General features: G+C 69.8%; 21 protein-coding genes and 1 riboswitch. Of the genes, 8 read left to right on the top strand and 13 right to left on the bottom strand.

Going from position 1 to position 17,992, the window contains the following annotated elements:
* Positions 1 to 79: 79 nt before the first annotated feature.
* Positions 80 to 1,585 (bottom strand): hypothetical protein, encoded by a 1,506-nt coding sequence (locus OG373_RS22135; protein WP_405439853.1) that lies wholly within the window; start codon positions 1,583 to 1,585, stop codon positions 80 to 82.
* Between the two features lie 137 nt (positions 1,586 to 1,722).
* Here OG373_RS22135 and OG373_RS22130 point away from each other — a divergent pair, with 137 nt between their 5' ends.
* A complete protein-coding gene (locus OG373_RS22130; protein WP_405439852.1) occupies positions 1,723 to 1,923 on the top strand; it encodes a hypothetical protein in 201 nt (66 codons plus the stop codon).
* Positions 1,924 to 1,930: 7 nt separating this feature from the next.
* On the opposite strand, the gene OG373_RS22125 is transcribed toward OG373_RS22130, so the two are convergent.
* On the bottom strand, positions 1,931 to 2,575 hold the full coding sequence (locus OG373_RS22125; protein WP_405439851.1) for a hypothetical protein: 645 nt from the start codon (positions 2,573 to 2,575) through the stop codon (positions 1,931 to 1,933).
* Complete coding sequence (locus tag OG373_RS22120; protein ID WP_030387336.1) at positions 2,572 to 2,793, bottom strand: hypothetical protein; 222 nt, start codon at positions 2,791 to 2,793, stop codon at positions 2,572 to 2,574. The genes OG373_RS22125 and OG373_RS22120 overlap by 4 nt, the downstream gene beginning before the upstream one ends.
* A gap of 116 nt (positions 2,794 to 2,909) precedes the next feature.
* On the opposite strand from OG373_RS22120, the gene OG373_RS22115 reads away from it, so the two are divergent.
* Both OG373_RS22115 and OG373_RS22110 read left to right on the top strand, forming a co-directional pair.
* On the top strand, positions 2,910 to 3,746 hold the full coding sequence (locus OG373_RS22115) for a Scr1 family TA system antitoxin-like transcriptional regulator (protein WP_405439850.1): 837 nt from the start codon (positions 2,910 to 2,912) through the stop codon (positions 3,744 to 3,746).
* A complete protein-coding gene (locus tag OG373_RS22110; RefSeq protein ID WP_405439849.1) occupies positions 3,730 to 3,927 on the top strand; it encodes a DUF397 domain-containing protein in 198 nt (65 codons plus the stop codon). The genes OG373_RS22115 and OG373_RS22110 overlap by 17 nt, the downstream gene beginning before the upstream one ends.
* A gap of 4 nt (positions 3,928 to 3,931) precedes the next feature.
* Here OG373_RS22110 and OG373_RS22105 read toward each other — a convergent pair whose 3' ends face one another.
* Positions 3,932 to 5,113 carry a S8 family peptidase gene (locus OG373_RS22105; protein WP_405439847.1) on the bottom strand — a complete coding sequence of 394 codons (1,182 nt, stop codon included), beginning with the start codon at positions 5,111 to 5,113 and terminating at the stop codon, positions 3,932 to 3,934.
* Positions 5,114 to 5,479: 366 nt separating this feature from the next.
* Here OG373_RS22105 and OG373_RS22100 point away from each other — a divergent pair, with 366 nt between their 5' ends.
* The gene (locus OG373_RS22100) at positions 5,480 to 5,806 is read left to right on the top strand and encodes a protease inhibitor I9 family protein (protein WP_405439845.1); all 327 of its coding nucleotides are present in this window, start codon (positions 5,480 to 5,482) and stop codon (positions 5,804 to 5,806) included.
* A 3-nt stretch (positions 5,807 to 5,809) separates the two neighbouring features.
* Here OG373_RS22100 and OG373_RS22095 read toward each other — a convergent pair whose 3' ends face one another.
* Entirely contained in the window at positions 5,810 to 6,550 is a 741-nt protein-coding gene (locus OG373_RS22095; RefSeq protein ID WP_405439844.1) for an SDR family oxidoreductase, read from the bottom strand.
* A 156-nt stretch (positions 6,551 to 6,706) separates the two neighbouring features.
* Here OG373_RS22095 and OG373_RS22090 point away from each other — a divergent pair, with 156 nt between their 5' ends.
* Positions 6,707 to 6,835 carry a hypothetical protein gene (locus OG373_RS22090; RefSeq protein WP_405439842.1) on the top strand — a complete coding sequence of 43 codons (129 nt, stop codon included), beginning with the start codon at positions 6,707 to 6,709 and terminating at the stop codon, positions 6,833 to 6,835.
* Here OG373_RS22090 and OG373_RS22085 read toward each other — a convergent pair.
* A complete protein-coding gene (locus OG373_RS22085) occupies positions 6,832 to 7,431 on the bottom strand; it encodes a phosphoribosylanthranilate isomerase (RefSeq protein ID WP_405439841.1) in 600 nt (199 codons plus the stop codon). The two genes, OG373_RS22090 and OG373_RS22085, sit on opposite strands and share 4 nt — an antisense overlap.
* A gap of 136 nt (positions 7,432 to 7,567) precedes the next feature.
* On the opposite strand from OG373_RS22085, the gene OG373_RS22080 reads away from it, so the two are divergent.
* Positions 7,568 to 8,140, top strand: a complete 573-nt coding sequence (locus OG373_RS22080; RefSeq protein WP_397736962.1) for a Uma2 family endonuclease — start codon at positions 7,568 to 7,570, stop codon at positions 8,138 to 8,140.
* A gap of 94 nt (positions 8,141 to 8,234) precedes the next feature.
* On the opposite strand, the gene groL is transcribed toward OG373_RS22080, so the two are convergent.
* The 4 genes from groL to thrC form a co-directional block, all read right to left on the bottom strand.
* A complete protein-coding gene (groL, locus tag OG373_RS22075; RefSeq protein WP_398676671.1) occupies positions 8,235 to 9,857 on the bottom strand; it encodes a chaperonin GroEL in 1,623 nt (540 codons plus the stop codon).
* A gap of 325 nt (positions 9,858 to 10,182) precedes the next feature.
* Positions 10,183 to 10,389, bottom strand: a complete 207-nt coding sequence (locus OG373_RS22070) for a cold-shock protein (protein WP_030009783.1) — start codon at positions 10,387 to 10,389, stop codon at positions 10,183 to 10,185.
* 415 nt (positions 10,390 to 10,804) lie between these two features.
* A complete protein-coding gene (locus tag OG373_RS22065; RefSeq protein WP_030387325.1) occupies positions 10,805 to 11,083 on the bottom strand; it encodes a MoaD/ThiS family protein in 279 nt (92 codons plus the stop codon).
* A gap of 36 nt (positions 11,084 to 11,119) precedes the next feature.
* Positions 11,120 to 12,394 carry a threonine synthase gene (gene thrC, locus OG373_RS22060; RefSeq protein ID WP_397736967.1) on the bottom strand — a complete coding sequence of 425 codons (1,275 nt, stop codon included), beginning with the start codon at positions 12,392 to 12,394 and terminating at the stop codon, positions 11,120 to 11,122.
* Positions 12,395 to 12,411: 17 nt separating this feature from the next.
* Positions 12,412 to 12,570: riboswitch (SAM riboswitch) on the bottom strand.
* 184 nt (positions 12,571 to 12,754) lie between these two features.
* Between thrC and OG373_RS22055 the strand changes: the two genes are divergently transcribed.
* Both OG373_RS22055 and OG373_RS22050 read left to right on the top strand, forming a co-directional pair.
* Positions 12,755 to 13,705, top strand: a complete 951-nt coding sequence (locus OG373_RS22055) for a glucosyl-3-phosphoglycerate synthase (protein WP_405444151.1) — start codon at positions 12,755 to 12,757, stop codon at positions 13,703 to 13,705.
* 46 nt (positions 13,706 to 13,751) lie between these two features.
* Entirely contained in the window at positions 13,752 to 15,182 is a 1,431-nt protein-coding gene (locus OG373_RS22050) for a trehalose-6-phosphate synthase (RefSeq protein WP_405439839.1), read from the top strand.
* 172 nt (positions 15,183 to 15,354) lie between these two features.
* On the opposite strand, the gene otsB is transcribed toward OG373_RS22050, so the two are convergent.
* The 3 genes from otsB to OG373_RS22035 form a co-directional block, all read right to left on the bottom strand.
* Entirely contained in the window at positions 15,355 to 16,203 is an 849-nt protein-coding gene (otsB, locus tag OG373_RS22045) for a trehalose-phosphatase (RefSeq protein WP_397736971.1), read from the bottom strand.
* A gap of 39 nt (positions 16,204 to 16,242) precedes the next feature.
* Positions 16,243 to 16,479, bottom strand: a complete 237-nt coding sequence (locus tag OG373_RS22040; protein WP_030031449.1) for a DUF3263 domain-containing protein — start codon at positions 16,477 to 16,479, stop codon at positions 16,243 to 16,245.
* Between the two features lie 81 nt (positions 16,480 to 16,560).
* On the bottom strand, positions 16,561 to 17,859 hold the full coding sequence (locus tag OG373_RS22035) for an extracellular solute-binding protein (protein ID WP_405439836.1): 1,299 nt from the start codon (positions 17,857 to 17,859) through the stop codon (positions 16,561 to 16,563).
* Positions 17,860 to 17,992 lie beyond the last annotated feature (133 nt).

Genomic DNA, 17,992 nt, shown 5'->3' with positions numbered 1-17,992 from the left:
GATCAACTCCATTCCTCCCGTGGTCCCCGCCGGCCGGATGCGTGCCCTGCCGCAGCCGACGCCCCGGTGTGTGAGGGGGTCACCGGGCCTGGGGCCGGGGCTGGAGCGGGGGCTGGAACGGGGTCGGAGTCGGGGTCGGAGTGGGGGTCGGCGTCGCGGTCGGGGGCGGGGTCGCACCCTTTTCAGTGGCACTGGCCTTTTCCAGGAGCTCTGCGTAGGGCGTCTCCGCGGTGGAGCCGCGCACCTGCGTGAGGCCGTACCGTTCAGCGGTTTCTTCGTTCGCGATGGGGTGTAGGGGGTCGAAGGAGATCCGTTCATTCGGTGGCGACACGTCCACAATGACGTGTGGATTCTTGCCGCCCACCCTCCACAGGGTGATGCGCTGTGGGCCGCGGGTCACGTTCAGGACTTCGCTGCTGTTCGAGATAGGGGTCCGGTATCTGTACTCCGCATTGGCCGGATCCCCCGGCTTGCAGTCCTCCTTGAGTGTCTTCCCCGCCGTCCAGGAGCGCTCGTAGTCCGCGGTCATCTTCATTCTGTCTTTCCTGATCACGTACACCTCGGTCCGGGCCCTGACCGCTTCATATTTGCGAGGAACGGCACCCTCTATCTCAATGACCGCATCCTGGGCGACCTCTTCCCCTGGATTGAGTACGCGGCCGACCGGCGAGACGAACTCGCCATCGTAAATCAACTCAGCTGCGGCAGGCTTGGCGGCGGGCTTGGTACGCGCAGGCAGACGGTCAGACTTGCTACTCGCAGGCACACCGTGGACCCAGTAAATGCTGCCGAGGACGTAGACGGGCACCTGGCCGGCGTTCTTCACGAAAAGATGGACCGTCACATACGCCCGCCGCGACCCTCTTTCCATGTTCGACTCCTTGAACTCGGCCCCACTCTGGATCAGCGGCGTCGTCACAAAGGGAACATAGATCTGCGAATACGCAAGGTTGGCGGAGGCGAGGAGGGTGGAAATCATCAACCCGATCGCAATTTTCCTGGGAACGCGGAGCCCCTTCCACGCCCCGCATTTGAGAAGTCCGCACAGGGCCACCGAGGACCAGACACCGAGGGCTATCCCGACCATGGTGTAACCGGTGAACCGCTCGCCGATCTGCAGTAGGAGCAGGGCGACGCTACAGAAGAGGGAGATCACGACTCCGACCAGAACGACCACTCCCGAGTAACGCCACCGACGCTTGGTCCAGTAGTCGATGGCGGCCAGGCCGGCCAGGGCTTCCACCATGGCCACGGCGAGGATGGTGAGTCCCGCGATTCGTCCGGCGTACGTAAGGGCATCGCCGCTGTCCGACATTCCGATCCGGAAGAGCGGATATGCCGTCGCGAGGAGGCCGACGACCATGAAGAAGCAAATGGTTCGCCGCACCCACGCCACATCCGGCCAGACAGAGCTGTCTCCGCCGAGCCAGTGGATCTCGTGCCCCGGATCCACACCGGAACGATCCAGGATTTTTCGGAGTTCCTTGAGGGATCCGGCCTTGCCGACCCGCCTGCCGCCCACCGAAACCGGCCGCAAGCCGAGGTCTCCAGGCGCCCCCACAGTTACCTCGGGCGTGTTCGCCATAACACCAGCCTGCCGCTCGACCGCGAGCGGCGCCCCTCGAGCGCCCCCTTGTGCACCCCCGCCGGGGTGCACCCGACCCGGCGCAGAGGGAGGCTGGTGTTGACGTGTTGGTATTGCTCGACCCCCGGAGGAGTCCCATGCGTACCCGAATTCTCGCGGTCACCGCCGCCCTCGTACTGGCCGCCTTCGGCGCCACGGTCCCCGTTGCACAGGGCGCCGTACCGACTGTCGCCGGACCGACGTGCGAGCACACAGGGGGAACCGTGGAGTACGACTCCGCCACTGGCATCTATAACTGCGTAGGCGGCGAGTACGACGGCGAGCGCATCACCAGCTGAACACGGCTCAGCCCGCGGCAGTACGCAAGAACCGCACCAGGTCATCAGCGCCGTAGCCGAGCTTCGGCCCGCGCTCGGCGGCCATCAGCAGCAACTGGCCCACAATCTCCGCGCCCCAGCCGTCCGTACCGTCCTGCGACCACTCCCACAGCTTCTCGATGCCGAGGTCGGACATGAGCAGCCCGTGCTCCGTCCGGACCTCCCGGCAGGTCTCGGCGACGGCATCCAGCAGCCGCGCCCCCGGCCGCTCGCAGCGCAGCCCGAAGTACCCGCCGACGTACTCGACCACGCACCCCCGCGGCGGCCGCGCCTCGATGCGTTCGTAGCTCGGCCGCTCCCCCACCGGGCAGTGGATCAGCGTGAACCGCTGCCACCCCGGCGGCGGAGGCGGCTTGGGGCGCCATGCGGTCAGCCCGAAGGCCTCCTGTACCAGCGCGGTCGCCTCGTCCGCCGTGGCGGCCGTCCGCGCCTCCCGCCGCTCCCCGTCGTCCCCCACGGCCGTCCAGAGCGTGCCTCCCTCTTCGCTCTGCACGCGCACGGACAGTCCCATGCCTCCGCGCCTCCACGCGCCACTGGCCAGAGCCGTCTCCAACCCCCGGAGCTTCCAACCGAGTTCGAAGGCGAAGTTCACCGCCTCCACGGCCTCGCTCACGAACCCGCCGCCCGCTCGTGGAGCACGGCCGCCAGGCGGAGCGCGGTGTCCAGGTTGCAGCGCCCCAGGTCCACCAGCGGCAGGCCGTACGTACCGGCGGCCGAGACCCGTTCCACGTCCAGCGAGGGGAACAGCACCCCGACCCCGGCGAGGGACTCCCGCAGCTGCCGGACGGCCTCCTCGGCCGCCTGCATGCGCTCCTGTGGGGAGAGCACCATGACATGTCACCTTTCTACTCTGAGTATCCGACTTCTTCACACAGAGTGGCGACGCGCTCACTAGCCTTTCAAGTGCGGACCCCGCAACAACCGCACATGTTGCTCAGGGAGTTGCCATGCCACGAAAGAACCTCGATCCCTCCTCCTCACCCCGCGCCCTCCTGGGCGCGGAACTGCGCGTAGCGCGCGAGCGCGCGGGCATGAGCCAGGCCGAACTCGGCGAACGCCTCTTCGTGAGCGGCGCGTTCATCGGCCAGCTCGAAGCCGGCACGCGTCGGATGCACCTGGAGTTCGCCCGCCAGATCGACGAGATCCTCGACACGGGCGGCTTCTTCGTCCGCAACTGCGGAGCCGCGGCCGAGTCGAAGTACCCGGACCACTTCGCGGCGGCAGCCGAAGCCGAAGCCCTGGCGAAGACCATCCGGGAGTACGCGCCGCAGCTGATCCCCGGACTGCTCCAGACAGAGGCGTACGCGCGCGAGGTGTTCCGCGCGTATCAGCCGACGGCCACGGAGGAGACCATCGACGAGCTGGTCACGAATCGCCTGGCCAGGGCCTCGCTGCTCAATGATCCAACAACCCCACTGTTGTGGTGTGTCCTCGACGAGGCGGTACTGCGACGCGCCGGGGACAGCCCGGCGATCCTGGCCGAGGCCCTGCGGCACATCGCGCGACTGATCCGCTCCTGCCGGATCATCCTGCAGGTGCTCCCGTTCAGCGCGGGCTTCCATGCGGGGCTGGCGGGCACCCTCAAGCTGATGTCGTTCGATGACGCGCCGCCACTCTCCTACGTCGACGGCCTCGGGATGGGCCAATTGTTCGACGATCCGGCCACTGTCGCCCAACACACCCTGACCTACGATCTCCTCACGGCCAACGCGCTGTCACCGCGCAAGTCCCTGGCCCTGATCGAATCGGTGGCGGAGGAGTACGAACATGATCAGCAAGCCTGAGTACGACCTGTCGGCGGCCTCCTGGCACAAGTCCAGCTACAGCGCGGGCGACGGCGGCAACTGCCTCGAAGTGGCCGACGGCCACCCCGGCGTCGTCCCCGTACGGGACTCCAAGCAGCCCGAAGGCCCGCACGTGGTGTTCCACGCGCGGGCCTGGGCGACCTTCGTCGCGGCGCTCTGACGGATCAGAGGCCGTTGGTGAACAGCAGCTGGTTCGGGCTGTTGTCGCTCAGGTTCTCGATGACGTCCTTCGTGGACTTGTCCGACAGGAAGTTGTGCAGCTCGGCCGGCAGCGCGTTGGGGTGCTCGGCCTTGTAGAGCGCGGCCACACCGGCGACGTGCGGCGCGGCCATGGACGTACCGTTCAGGGCCACGCTGCCGCCGCCCAGCCTCGCGGAGACGATGTCCTTGCCCGGGGCGTAGATGTCGAGGCACTCGCCCCAGTTCGAGAAGTCGGTCTCCTGGTCGAAGCGGTCCGTCGCACCGACCGTCACCACGCGGGGCGCCGAGGCGGGCGAGACGCGACAGGCATCCCGGTTCTCGTTGCCCGCCGCGATCACCGGCAGCACACCGCGGTCCGACACGGCGGTGGCTGCCGCGTTGACCGAGTCGAGGCGGTCGCCGCCCAGGGAGGCGTTCAGGACGGCCGGCTGCTGGGCGTTCCTGGCGACCCAGTCGAAGCCCGCGATGATGCCCGACCAGGCGCCGCGGCCGTCGCAGCCCAGGACACGGACGCTCACCAGGTTGACCTTGTGCGCCACGCCGAACGTGGTGCCGCCGACCGTGCCCGCCACGTGCGTGCCGTGGCCGTTGCAGTCCGCGCCGTTGCGGCCGTCACCGATCGCGTCGAAGCCGAAGCGCGCCCGGCCGCCGAACTCCGGGTGTCTGTAGTCGATGCCCGAGTCGACGATGTACGCCGTCACGCCCTGGCCGCTGCCGTGGGCACTGAAGTTGTTGTCGAGCGGCAGGAACCGCTGGTCGATCCGGTCCAGGCCCCAGGAGCTGGCGGGCGCCTTGGTCTGTGCGCCGGCGGCCGGCATCGGCGGGGCGCTGACCTGCGCGTCCTGCTCCACCCTCAGCACGCCGGGCGTCGTCCGGGCAATCTTCAGCTGCTCCGCGGTGAGGGAGGCGGCGAAGCCGTTGAACGCGGCCGAGTACTTGAACTTCGGCTTCACCCCGACGGTCGCGGCGAACCTCGTCGCGTCGGTCGCCTTGTCCAGAGTGACGATGTACTGGTCGGCGATGGCGTTGGCCGAGGTGATCAGCGGTACCGGGGTCGGCTCCGGGGCCGCGACCGAGGCGGTGGCGGCCGCGACGGGGGTGACGGTGAGGAGAACGGCCGTGGCCAGACGGGCGAGCAGACGCATGGAAGGAGCTCCCTGACGTGCTGTGAAAGGTCGACGTGGAGGAGCCGCCCCCGCGACCTGGAGTCCTCCGCGGGTGCGGCCCTCCTCTACATCGGGCACCGCCTCGGCGCGGCTTGAACCATCGCCTCCACCTGGCCGATCGTCCGACTGCCGCGTCAACATGCCGGGTCGGACACGCTGCAGAAAGGGTTGATCCCTTGTGCTGCTTGGGCCCTGGCCCGCTCCACCCGGGGCGTGGAATCCCGTGCGGGATTCACCCGTACGCCTCGCCCCCGGATCAGGGAGCGCACGGCCGGAGCCCGCCGTGCACCCGCCACACCCGCCGGCGTCGTTGACCCGCCCTGCCGCGCGTGATGGCCTCGGGCCATGCGCATCCGTCTGAGCCGAAGCCTGCCCGTGGCCGTCGCCGTACTGGCCGCCGTCGCCGCCCTGCCCGTGTCCGCGGCCACCGCCGACGTGCCGGAACCCGTACCGCACACGGCTCCGGCCGACCACGCCTCGTACATCGTCACCGTGTGGGAGGAGGTCGACCCGGCCGCTGTGGCCGAGCGGGTCGGCGCCACCCCGGTCCACGTCTACCGCACCGTCCTGCACGGCTTCTCCGCCCGGCTGAGCCCCGCCCAGGTCGAGGCCCTGCGGGCGATGCAGGACGTCGAGTCCGTGGAGGAGGACGGCCGGGCCATCGGCTTCTGAGGATCAGAGCGCGGTGCCGCCGGTGGCGTCGACCACGCGGCCCGTCACCCAGCGCGCGGCGTCGGAGGCCAGGAAGCCGACGACGTCCGCGATGTCCTCGGGGCGGCCCACCCGGCCGAGCGCGGAGAGGGAGGCGGCGTGCGCCTCGGCCTCGGCGTTGCCGCGCAGCCAGCCGGCGTTGACGTCGGTGTCGACGATGCCGGGGGCGACCGAGTTCACGGTGATCCCCCGCGCGCCGAGGGCCTTGGCGAGGTTCAGGGTGAGGGTGTCGAGTGCGCCCTTGGTGGCCCCGTAGGCGAGGATCTCGGGCATCGCGATGCGGGCGGCGCCGCTGGAGATGTTGATGATCCGGCCCCCGTCGCGCAGCCGCCCGAGGGCCTCCTGGACGACGAAGAACGGCGCCCGGACGTTCACCGCGAAGACCCGGTCGAAGTCCTCCTCGGTGATCCCGCCGAGCGGAACGGGCAGTCCGATGCCCGCGTTGTTGACGATGACGTCGACCCCCTCCAGCCCCAGCGCGTCGTACACCGTCCAGAGCGCGGCGGCGGCGCCGGGGCTGCCGAGCTCGGCGCGGAGGGCGAAGGCCCGGCCGCCGTCCTCGGCGATCCGCCGGGTGGTCTCGCGGGCGGCCTGCTCGTCGCTCGCGTAGGTGAGCACGACCGTGACGCCGTCGGCGGCGAGGCGCTCGGCGATGGCCCGTCCGATGCCGCGGCTGCCGCCCGTGACCAGCGCTGACCTGCTCATGAAGCTCCCCCTTGAATTCAATAACGATCACTACAGAAATAGTCGGGCACGGTGCCCGGTCCGTCAAGCCCCGAATGTCCGCACCGTGACACGGGCGCCCGCACGCGGCGCAATGGAGGTCGACCCGCTTCCCCGAAACCGCCAAGGACCGCCCTCATGACCCTCGCCAGGACCCGCCGCATGGCCTTCGCGATCGTCGCCCTGTTCGCCGGTGGACGCGTAGCCGCGTACGCCGACGGCTCGTCGTCAACCGCCCCGGGACAGGGGGTGGCCCGGGCGGCCTAGCCCCTGGCCGCCCCGATGAAGGCGCGGATCAGCTCCGGCGACTTCACGCCGCGCTCCCGCTCCACCCCGCTGGACACGTCCACACCCCAGGCGCCGGTCACCTCGACCGCCTCCCGCACGTTGCCCGGGTTCAGCCCGCCGGCCAGCAGCCAGCGCCCCTCGGGCGCGGTGAAGTCGGCCGAGCCCCAGTTCCACGGCTTGCCGGAGCCCGGGTCGGGCGCGTCCAGCAGCAGCAGGTCCTCGCCGTACTCACCGCAGCGCTTCACGTGCTCGGCGGTGGCTCGCAGCAGGGTCCGGCCGCCCGCGCGCAGCGCCGCGAAGTCCTCGGGGCCCTCCTCGCCGTGCAGCTGCACCCCGCGCACCCCGCTCTCCTCGGCGAACCGGCACACCTGGGCCACCGACTGCCCCCGGAACACCCCGACGGTGAGCACCCCCTCCGGCACCCGCGCGGCCAGCTCCCGCGCGGTGGCGGCATCGACCGTGCGCGGACTGCCCGGCGCGAACACGAACCCGACGGCATCGGCCCCGGCGGCCACCGCCACGTCGACGTCGTGCGCGGTCTTCAAGCCGCAGATCTTGACGAAGAGATCGCTCATGCCTCCAGTCAACCAAAACCGCCCGATCAGTGTGCTCCGTCTCGGCACCCGGGCGCGACCGCCCATGCGCCGCTAGCCTGGAACGGGGCTCACGCCCAGTGCACGGCACGCCACTCGGAGGACAACGGTGACGATCATGAGCGAACGGGCCACACCGATAGAGCGGGCGGCACCGCCGACATTCGAGACGCTCCTGCGCACCGTCGAGGAGATGGACACGCCAGACGGCTTCAAGGCCGAGCTCATCCGGGGGAAGATCATCGTGTCGCCGTTTTCCACGCTGCGCTACCTGCGCCGCATGCGTGCGCTGCGCGAACAGCTCCAGGCGCACGCACCCGAGGGGCACATCGCGGAGATCGCACCCTTCCTGTTCCGGTTCTCGGCAGCGGAGCGCGCGTACGGGCCCGACCTCTTCGTGGCGGACGAATCGGCCTTCGAGAGCGAGGGTCGACACGCGGACGGGTCGGCCCTGTCTCTCGTCGGCGAGTTCACGTCCGTCTCCACCAGGGATGCCGACTGGAACGAGAAGCTGGACGTGTACGGCCGGCTCGTACCGGTCTACATGGTCGTCGACATGCAGGACTCGGAGATCACCTGCTTCTGGGAGCCTTCCCCGCACGGATACCGCTCCCGGACGACGGTGTCCTTCGGCGAGGCCCTGCATGTCCCCGAGCCGTTCGGCTTCGCGATCGACACCACCGGCTTCTGAGCCGGCCGGAAACGCCCGAGGGCGGCACCCCCGTGGGGGTGCCGCCCTCGTTCGAGAACAGCCGATCAACCTTCAGGCCGGAGCCGGGGGTCGATCAGAAGTCCATGTCGCCGCCCGGCATTCCGCCCGGCGCACCGGCGCCGGCCTTCTCGGGCTTGTCGGCGATGACGGCCTCGGTCGTCAGGAACAGCGCGGCGATCGACGCGGCGTTCTGCAGCGCGGAACGCGTGACCTTCGCCGGGTCGATGATGCCCTCGGCGATCATGTCGACGTACTCGCCGGTCGCGGCGTTCAGGCCGTGACCGATCGGGAGGTTGCGCACCTTCTCGACGACGACGCCACCCTCGAGACCACCGTTGACGGCGATCTGCTTGAGCGGGGCCTCCAGGGCGAGCTTCACGGCGTTGGCGCCGGTCGCCTCGTCACCCTCGAGCTCCAGCTTCTCGAAGACCGCGGAGGCCTGCAGCAGGGCCACGCCACCACCGGCGACGATGCCCTCCTCGACGGCCGCCTTCGCGTTGCGAACGGCGTCCTCGATGCGGTGCTTGCGCTCCTTGAGCTCGACCTCGGTCGCGGCACCGGCCTTGATGACGGCCACGCCGCCGGCCAGCTTCGCGAGGCGCTCCTGGAGCTTCTCGCGGTCGTAGTCCGAGTCGGAGTTCTCGATCTCGGCGCGGATCTGGTTGACGCGACCCTGAACCTGGTCGCTGTCACCGGCACCGTCGACGATGGTGGTCTCGTCCTTGGTGATGACGACCTTGCGGGCGCGGCCGAGCAGGTCGAGACCGGCGTTCTCCAGCTTGAGGCCGACCTCCTCGGAGATGACCGTGCCGCCCGTGAGGATGGCGATGTCACCGAGCATGGCCTTGCGGCGGTCGCCGAAGCCCGGAGCCTTGACGGCGACGGACTTGAAGGTGCCACGGATCTTGTTGACGACGAGGGTGGAGAGCGCCTCGCCCTCGACGTCCTCGGCGATGATCAGCAGCGGCTTGCCCGACTGCATGACCTTCTCCAGGAGCGGCAGCAGGTCCTTGACCGAGCCGATCTTGGAGTTGACGATCAGGATGTACGGGTCGTCGAGGGACGACTCCATGCGCTCCATGTCGGTGGCGAAGTACGCCGAGATGTAGCCCTTGTCGAAGCGCATACCCTCGGTGAGCTCCAGCTCCAGACCGAAGGTCTGGGACTCCTCGACGGTGATGACGCCTTCCTTGCCGACCTTGTCCATGGCCTCGGCGATGAGCTCGCCGATCTGGGTGTCGGCGGCGGAGATGGAGGCCGTCGAAGCGATCTGCTCCTTGGTCTCGACATCCTTGGCCTGGGCGAGCAGGGCGGCGGAGACGGCCTCGACGGCCTTCTCGATACCACGCTTGAGGGCCATCGGGTTGGCACCGGCGGCCACGTTGCGCAGGCCCTCGCGGACGAGCGCCTGGGCCAGGACGGTGGCCGTGGTCGTACCGTCGCCGGCGACGTCGTCCGTCTTCTTGGCGACTTCCTTGACCAGCTCGGCGCCGATCTTCTCGTACGGGTCCTCGAGCTCGATCTCCTTGGCGATGGAGACACCATCGTTGGTGATCGTGGGGGCGCCCCACTTCTTCTCAAGGACGACGTTGCGACCCTTGGGGCCAAGGGTGACCTTGACGGCGTCGGCGAGCTGGTTCATGCCTCGCTCGAGACCGCGCCGGGCCTCCTCGTTGAACGCAATGATCTTGGCCATCTGAAGTGGTCCTCCCGGACAGCGGTGGATTGCTCCCGGACCGCGCCCGCGCCCGCGACGGACGGCCTGAGTGCCCGGCGGTTCCTTCCCGCCGGACCCTGCGGGCCTCACCGACCCGGTCCTCGTTTCAGTAGCACTCTCACCAGGAGAGTGCTAACGCCAATGATTAGCACTCGACCCCTCCGAGTGCAAGCGGCTTGGGGCAACGCCCCGCCACTACCGGGCATACGCAGGAGGGGCCCCCATCCCGTGTCCAGGATGTGGGCCCCTCGTGGTGTTCCAGGTCTTCGATGCAACTGTGCGTCGGCGGTCGATCGCGCCAGGACTAGCCGAGTGCGAGCTTGACCATGTCCGCCTGCGGACCCTTCTGGCCCTGCGAGATCTCGAACTCGACCCGCTGACCCTCTTCAAGGGTGCGGTACCCGTCCATCTGGATGGCGCTGTAGTGGACGAACACATCCGCACCACCGTCGACCGCGATGAAGCCGTAGCCCTTCTCCGCGTTGAACCACTTGACGGTGCCCTGAGCCATGCCTAACTCCCCTATTACTGGCCCTTGCGCAGGAACGCACTTCGCGATCCCGGGTCAGAACTTGCGTCGGAACGCGTCGACCGAGGCTGAATGTATCTGCGCGGATGCTGTCTGCAACAGGTCAATCCGATGAGAATTCTGGACACCGAGAAACATTGAAATAGAGTGAAAATTTGCCATACTCCAGGGCAACTCGGGCCGGGCATATCTCGCCAAAGCCCCATACCGCACTTGCACATTGGCCCGATGTCGACCCTCGCGCGGCCCGTTCATATGCAGGGGGCAAGAACAGCGGAGGGGACTTCCCCAACCCTACCGTGCCCAATCAAGCAGAATTGCCCCCTCCGCTTTTAGCGGAGGGGGCAATTTCGGTTTGCGCGTGTCACCTGTCGGGTGATCCCGGGGATCCGGGTATTCAGCAACCGCCTGCCACGGCCGGGATGATCGAGACGCCTGCGCCGTCCGGCGTCGCCGCCTGCAGCCCGCCCTCGAAGCGCACGTCGTCGTCGTTCACGTAGACGTTCACGAAACGGCGCAGCTTGCCCTGGTCGTCCAGGACGCGCGCGGCGATGCCCGGGTGGCTCTTCTCCAGGGACTCGATGACCTCGGCGAGGGTCGCGCCCTCGGCCGGGACCTCGGCGGCGCCGCCGGTGTAGGTGCGCAGGATGGTGGGGATGCGGACGTTGACGCTCATGGCGCTACTGCCTTTCCGGGTGCAGAGGGAGAAGGATCAGACCAGGCCGGCGGCGCGGAACGCGTCCAGGCTCGGGCGGATGGTGGCGGTCTGCCCGCTGTCCGCGGCCACCGCCTCCAGGGTCTTGAGGCCGTCACCGGTGTTGAGGACGACCGTGGTCAGCGTCGGGTCGAGCTGCCCGTTGTCGATGAGCTTCTTCGTCACGCCGACGGTCACACCGCCCGCGGTCTCGGCGAAGATGCCCTCGGTCTGCGCGAGGATCTTGATGGCCTCGACGACCTGCTCGTCGGTCACGTCCTCGACGAAACCGCCGGTGCGGCGCGCGATGTCCAGGACGTACGGGCCGTCCGCCGGGTTGCCGATCGCGAGCGACTTGGCGATGGTGTTCGGCTTCTGCGGGCGGACCACGTCGTGACCGGCCTTGAAGGCGGTCGACACCGGGGAGCAGCCCTCGGCCTGCGCACCGAAGATCTTGTACGGCTTGTCCTCGACGAGGCCGAGCTTGATGAGCTCCTGCAGACCCTTGTCGATCTTCGTCAGCTGCGAGCCGGAAGCGATCGGGATGACGATCTGGTCGGGCAGCTGCCAGCCGAGCTGCTCGCAGATCTCGTACGCCAGGGTCTTGGAGCCCTCGCCGTAGTACGGGCGGAGGTTGACGTTGACGAAGCCCCAGCCCTCGCCCAGCGGGTCGCCGATGAGCTCGGAGCAGAAACGGTTCACATCGTCGTAGTTGCCCTCGATGCCGACCAGGTCGCCGCCGTACACACCGGCCATGACGACCTTGCCCTGCTCCAGGTCGTGCGGGATGAACACGCAGGAGCGGAAGCCGGCCCGGGCGGCCGCGGCGCCGACGGCGCCGGCCAGGTTGCCGGTGGAGGAGCAGGACAGCGTGGTGAAGCCGAAGGCGCGGGCGGCCTCGACGGCGATGGCCACGACGCGGTCCTTGAAGGAGTGCGTCGGGTTGCCGGAGTCGTCCTTGACGTAGAGCTTGCCGGTGACGCCCAGCTCCTTGGCCAGGTTGGCCGCGTCCACGAGCTTGGTGAAGCCGGGGTTCAGGCTGGGCTTGGCGGCCACGTCGGCGGGGACGGGCAGCAGCGGCGCGTAGCGCCAGATGTTGTTGGGGCCGGCCTCGATCGCGGCGCGCAGGGCCTCGGGGTCACCGGTCGGGAGGTCGTAGGCGACTTCCAGCGGTCCGAAGCACTCGGCGCACGCGAAGATGGGGCCGAGCTCGAAACGGGTACCGCACTCGCGACAGGAAAGGCCGGTGGCAGGTCCGAGATCAACAGAGGTGGCGACAGTCTGTGCAGCCATGATGGCGAGGCCCTTTCTCCTCATCTTCCCCATGGCGCACTTCGCCATGAGACGGAATTGGCACCTTCCCTAGCCGGGGACCTCGCTGACGTCGCTGATGTGCGCGATCGCGAGAACCGACTGGAGGGTTGCCGGGGCTTCAACGGGCCGTGTCCCTCTGCCCCTCTGGATGAGCGGTATGGCACCGGGCGACGCGCTCTTCGGCGCGCCCGGGCATTTGTCACGAGGACCCCCGGCATGCGGTGGTCCTTCGCGTTGTTCAAGACTGTAACCGAAGGGCCGGGCGGTTGAGACAGGCGTCCGAACCGCGAGATGGATCACATACCGGCGGATTTCGCCGACACGCAGGGAGTGCTGAAGGTGCTGGAAGAGGTGGAGCGATGGCTGGCCGACCGCTCCTGGTCCGCCGCCGACCGACCGCTCGACCAGCTGCTCGACCGGAAACGGGCGGCCGGGACCACGGTCAGCGTGGTGCTGCCCGCGCTGGACGAGGAGGCGACGGTCGGCGCGATCGTCGAGGTGATCCGGCGTGAGCTGATCGAGGGACTGCCCGTCCCCCTGGTCGACGAACTGGTCGTTGTCGACTCGGGCTCCAGCGACCGCACAGCGGAGGTCGCGGCGAAGGCCGGGGCCCGGGTGGTGCACCGCGACGACGTGCTGCCCCGCATCCCGGCGCTGCCCGGCAAGGGCGAGGTGCTGTGGCGCTCGCTGCTGGCCACCGACGGGGACATCGTCTGCTTCGTCGACGCCGACCTGCGGGACTTCTCCGCCGCCTTCGTCTCCGGGATCGTGGGCCCGCTGCTGACCGACCCGGACGTGCAGTTCGTCAAGGCGATGTACGACCGGCCGCTGGGGGACACCCCCGGCCAGGGCGGCCGGGTCACCGAACTCGTCGCCCGCCCCCTCCTCAACCTGCACTGGCCGCAGCTGGCCGGCTTCGTCCAGCCCCTGGGCGGCGAGTACGCCGTACGCCGATGCCTGCTGGAACGGCTGCCGTTCCCCGTCGGGTACGGCGTCGAGCTGGGCCTGCTGGTCGACGCCCTGCACACGGTCGGGCTGGACGCGCTGGCCCAGGTGGACGTGGGCGTACGCGTCCACCGCCATCAGGACGGGCAGGCGCTGGGCCGGATGGCCGCGGCGATCTACCGCACCGCCCAGGTACGGCTCTCGCGCGGGCACCTCGTACGGCCGGAGCTGACACAGTTCGAGCGCGGGCCGGAGGGCTTCGTGCCGCGGACGTACCCGGTGGACACCGAGGAGCGGCCCCCGATGGCGGGCATCAAGGAGTACGCCCTGCGTCGCGTGGCGTGAGCGAACGTACGGTTTGAGCGGGCGCGGGCCGGGCTAGGTTGGCCGCATGGCTTCCCAGGTACTCGTTGCAGCGAACCGCGGCCCCCTCTCCTACGCCCTCGCCGACGACGGGACGCTCAGCGCCCGGCGCGGCGGGGGCGGTCTCGTCTCCGGACTCTCCACGGCCCTCGCGGAGCAACCGGATGCACTGTGGATCTGCGCGGCACTGTCGGACGCGGACCGGGAGGCGGTCCGCCGGGGCGTGGCCGAACCGGGCGTCCGGATGCTGGACATCGATCCCACCATGTACGACGACGCCTACAACGGCATCGCCAACTCTGTGCTGTGGTTCACCCACCACCACCTGTACGACATCCCGCGCGAGCCGGTCTTCGACGCGGAGTTCCGCCGCCGGTGGGACTCGTACGAGCGCTACAACCAGGCCTTCGCCGAGGCCCTGGCCGAGGAGGCCGCGCAGGGCGCGTCGGTACTGGTGCAGGACTACCACCTGGCGCTGGTCCCCGGGCTGCTGCGGGTACTCCGCCCCGACCTGCGGATCGCGCACTTCACGCACACCCCGTGGGCGGCGCCCGGCTACCTCTCGATGCTGCCCGACCTGGTCCGCGAGACCCTGCTGTGGGGCATGCTCGGCGCGGACGTGCTCGGCTTCCACACCGAGGCCTGGGCGGCGGAGTTCCTGGGCTCGGCGCGGCTCGACGACGCGTGGGGGCAGGCCGAGGTGCAGGAGGGCTCGGTGGTGGAGCACCGCCGGTACTCGGTGTGGCCCACCCGCACCACGCGGGTGCGGGCGTACCCGCTGGGCGTGGACGGCGACGAGCTGCGGGCGCTGGCGCACCGCCCGGAGGTGAACGACAAGCTGGCGGAGCTGCGGGCGGAGGTGGACGGCCTGCGGACGATCGTCCGCGTGGACCGCACGGAACTGTCGAAGAACATCCTGCGCGGCCTGCTGGCCTACCGGGAACTGCTGACCACGCGCCCGCAGTGGCACGGGCGGGTGGTCCACCTGGCGTCGGCGTACCCGTCGCGGCAGGACCTGCGGGTGTACCGGGAGTACACGGCCGCGGTGGCGGCGCTGGCGGAGGAGATCAACGCGGAGTTCGGCACGGAGGACTGGCAGCCGGTGCTGGTGTCGGTGAAGGACGACTTCGCGCGCTCCCTGGCGGCGTACCGGCTGGCGGACGTGGCGCTGGTGAACCCGGTGCGGGACGGGATGAACCTGGTGGCGAAGGAGATCCCGGTGGTGTCGGAGGCGGGGTGCGTGCTGGTGCTGTCCACCGGGGCGGGGGCCTACGAGGAGCTCCGCCAGGACGCGCTGACGGTGAACCCGTACGACGTCTCGGCGACGGCGGAGGCGCTGCACGCTGCGCTGGCCATGCCGACGGGTGAGCGCGTGGAGCGGACCAAGCGCCTGGCCGCCGCGGCCACAGCCCTCCCGCCCGCGGCCTGGTTCACGGCCCAGCTCGCGGCCTTGTCCTGATCCACTGCTGGGGCTCCGCGCCTCAATCGCCGGCGGCGCTGAAAAACCGGGCTCTGCCCGGACCCGGTCCTCAAACGCCGGACGGCTGGAAAATCCAGCCTCGCCGGCGATTGAGGAGCGGGGGTCCGGGGGCAGCGCCCCCGGCAACGGCGCCGCGCCCGGCAGCGGAAGGTCAGCGGCGGATGGCGGCGGCCAGGTCGGCCAGGAAGGCGGCCACCGAGGCCGGGCCCGGGAGGACGAGGTCGGCGCGGGAGGCAAGTTCCGGCACCTCCGCGGAGCCACTGCACACCAGCACCCCCGGCAAGCCGTCGGCCCGGCGCTTCTCGACCGCCGAGTACGCCGCGAGGTCGCCCAGGTCGTCGCCCGCGTACAGCACCGCCTCCGCGTCCCGCTCCGCCAGGAACTCGGTCAGGGCGACGCCCTTGTCCATGCCCGGCGGCCGCAGCTCCAGCACCGCCCGGCCCGGCTCGACCATCAGCCCGTGCCGCGCCGCCAGCTCTGCCAGCGGCTCCCGCAGTGCCGCGAACGCCGCCGCCGGGTTCTCCGCCCGGCGGGTGTGGACGGCCAGCGCCCGGCCCTTCTCCTCGATCCACGTGCCGCGCCAGGCGCCGATCGAGTCCAGGAAGCCCGGCAGCTCCGCCCGGACCGCCGCCACCCCGGGGTGCTCGGCGGGGGCGTGGACGATGCCGCTGACGGCGTCCCAGCGTTCGGCCCCGTAGTGGCCGAGGACGACCATGTGTTCCAGTCCGGGGACCCCGGCGAAGCCCCCGTAGCGGACGGCGACGCCCGCCGGCCGGCCGGTGATCACGGCCACCGAGTCGACCTCGGGGGCGAGTGCGGACAGGGCCGGGACGGCGCCCGGGTGGGCTCTGGCCTGGTCCGGGTCCGGGACGATGTCGGCGAGGGTGCCGTCGAAGTCCAGGGCGACCACGGACCGGCGAGGTGTGCGGAGGAGGGCTTCGAGTCCCTCGCGTCCCGCTGCGGTGACGGGCATCGGCAGATCGTGCGGATGGCTCCCCATAAGCACGACCCTAACGGCCCAACCGTGCGACGGCTACGGCTATCGCCGGGCTCGCTGGGCCTCGCGGATCCTGCGCAGCCGGTTGACCGTGCCCGGGGCGTGGGCCAGCGCCCGTGGGTCGTCCATGAGCGCGTTGAGGAGCTGGTAGTAGCGGACGGGGGTCATCCCCAGCCCTTCGCGGATGGCCCGCTCCTTGGCTCCGGGCCCGGGCCAGGTGCGTCCCTCGTACGCGAGCACCGCGGCCTCCGTGGCCGTCAGCTGCCCCTCGTCCGTCATACCGCCAGATTAACGCCGCCGTCTGACACCCGGCGCGCCGCCCGCACCCGGTCGGCGCGGGCGGGCGCGTACGGGCGCGGGTCAGCGCGGGTCGGCCGCCCGCGCGGCCGTCGAGATCTCCTCCAGCACCTTCGCCGGCTGTCCGCCCGGCTGGACGGTCTTGCCGATCTTCTGCTTGATGTCCTCGCTCACGCCCGCCCAGGACTTCTTGCCGACCGGGTAGAGCCGCGAGCCGGGCAGTGCCGTCAGGAAGGGCTTCAGCTGGGGGGCACCGCCGGCCGTCGCGGCCTGCTTGGCCTGGTAGCCGCTGGTGGTGGCGGGCAGCAGGTCGTACTTCTCGGTGAAGGCCGACACGTTCTTCGGCTGGTACAGGAAGTCCAGGAACTTGCCGGACTGCTCGCGGTGGCCGTTCTTGAAGGCCATCACCCAGTCCGCGACGCCCATGGACGGCTCCTCGGACCCGGTGGCGGTCGGCAGCGGCACCATGCCGTACTTCACGCCCTTGGCCTCGGCCTGCTTGAGCAGCGTCGGGTGCCCGTTGAGCATGCCGACCTCACCCTTGGTGAAGGCTTCGAAGGCGGCCTGCCGGTCCAGCTTGCCGGGCTCCACGGGGCCGGTCAGCCCCTGGCCGACCATCTTGTCCCGCAGGAACTCCAGCGCCTTGACGTTGTCCGCGGAGTCGATGGAGTACTGCTCCTCGTTGTCGGTGTAGCCGCCACCGCCCGCGAGCATCCACATCATCGTCTCGGCCTGCGCCTCCTCGCGGCCCAGCGGCAGCGCGAAGGGCGTGGGCACGCCCGCGGCCTTGAGCTTCTTGGCGGCCGCCTCCAGGTCCGCCCAGCTCTTCGGCTGCCAGCCCTTGGCGTCCTTGCCGATCACACCGGCGTCGGCGAGCAGCTTCTCGTTGTAGAAGAGCAGCCGGGTGCTGGCCACGAAGGGCATGCCGTACTGGACCTGCTTGACCTTGCCTGCGTCCGCGAGCGGGCCGAGGAAGTCGGCCTCGGTCTTCACGGAGAGCAGCTCGGCCGTCGAGTACAGCTTGTCGGCGGCCGCGTAGTCGGCGTAGGCGCCGATCTGGGCTATGTCGGGGGCCTTGCCGGCCTTGACCATCTCGGCGACCTTGGCGTCGACCTCGGACCAGGAGTAGACGCTGACCTCGACCTTGGTGCCCGGGTTGGCCTTCTCGAAGCCGGCGGCGAGGTCCTTCCAGTAGGCCGCCGAGGAGTTCTGCGGATTGTCCCCGTAGTCGGCCGCCACGACCCGCAGGGTCACCTCGTTGTCTCCGGTGAGTCCGCCGACGGCTCCGCAGCCCGTCAGCGTCACGGCAGTCAGGCACAGCGCGGCGCCGGACGCGGCCAGGCTCAGGTAACGGCCCTTCACAGTTCTCCATCCACCCCTTGTTGTACGTACGATCCACGTAAGGTCTACACCACTTTGGCGGCTCGTCCACATCGGGCTCCCGGCCGGAGTCCCGAATTTGTATGGCCGCTCAACAATCTCCCTCATTGGACTA

The sequence above is a fragment of the Streptomyces avidinii genome (genome assembly GCF_045161815.1).
In the GTDB taxonomy this organism is placed as follows: domain Bacteria; phylum Actinomycetota; class Actinomycetes; order Streptomycetales; family Streptomycetaceae; genus Streptomyces; species Streptomyces avidinii.
This window is presented reverse-complemented; position numbering and strand designations above follow the sequence as displayed.

Coding starts and splice junctions, on each gene's coding strand:
- OG373_RS22135 (WP_405439853.1), bottom strand. CDS start 1,585: ATGGCGAACACGCCCGAGGTAACTGTGGGGGCGCCTGGAGACCTCGGC.
- OG373_RS22100 (WP_405439845.1), top strand. CDS start 5,480: ATGCGCATCCGTCTGAGCCGAAGCCTGCCCGTGGCCGTCGCCGTACTG.
- OG373_RS22110 (WP_405439849.1), top strand. CDS start 3,730: ATGATCAGCAAGCCTGAGTACGACCTGTCGGCGGCCTCCTGGCACAAG.
- OG373_RS22095 (WP_405439844.1), bottom strand. CDS start 6,550: ATGAGCAGGTCAGCGCTGGTCACGGGCGGCAGCCGCGGCATCGGACGG.
- OG373_RS22115 (WP_405439850.1), top strand. CDS start 2,910: ATGCCACGAAAGAACCTCGATCCCTCCTCCTCACCCCGCGCCCTCCTG.
- OG373_RS22130 (WP_405439852.1), top strand. CDS start 1,723: ATGCGTACCCGAATTCTCGCGGTCACCGCCGCCCTCGTACTGGCCGCC.
- OG373_RS22080 (WP_397736962.1), top strand. CDS start 7,568: ATGAGCGAACGGGCCACACCGATAGAGCGGGCGGCACCGCCGACATTC.
- OG373_RS22120 (WP_030387336.1), bottom strand. CDS start 2,793: ATGGTGCTCTCCCCACAGGAGCGCATGCAGGCGGCCGAGGAGGCCGTC.
- OG373_RS22040 (WP_030031449.1), bottom strand. CDS start 16,479: ATGACGGACGAGGGGCAGCTGACGGCCACGGAGGCCGCGGTGCTCGCG.
- groL (WP_398676671.1), bottom strand. CDS start 9,857: ATGGCCAAGATCATTGCGTTCAACGAGGAGGCCCGGCGCGGTCTCGAG.
- thrC (WP_397736967.1), bottom strand. CDS start 12,394: ATGGCTGCACAGACTGTCGCCACCTCTGTTGATCTCGGACCTGCCACC.
- OG373_RS22105 (WP_405439847.1), bottom strand. CDS start 5,113: ATGCGTCTGCTCGCCCGTCTGGCCACGGCCGTTCTCCTCACCGTCACC.
- otsB (WP_397736971.1), bottom strand. CDS start 16,203: ATGGGGAGCCATCCGCACGATCTGCCGATGCCCGTCACCGCAGCGGGA.
- OG373_RS22085 (WP_405439841.1), bottom strand. CDS start 7,431: ATGAGCGATCTCTTCGTCAAGATCTGCGGCTTGAAGACCGCGCACGAC.
- OG373_RS22070 (WP_030009783.1), bottom strand. CDS start 10,389: ATGGCTCAGGGCACCGTCAAGTGGTTCAACGCGGAGAAGGGCTACGGC.
- OG373_RS22065 (WP_030387325.1), bottom strand. CDS start 11,083: ATGAGCGTCAACGTCCGCATCCCCACCATCCTGCGCACCTACACCGGC.
- OG373_RS22050 (WP_405439839.1), top strand. CDS start 13,752: ATGGCTTCCCAGGTACTCGTTGCAGCGAACCGCGGCCCCCTCTCCTAC.
- OG373_RS22090 (WP_405439842.1), top strand. CDS start 6,707: ATGACCCTCGCCAGGACCCGCCGCATGGCCTTCGCGATCGTCGCCCTG.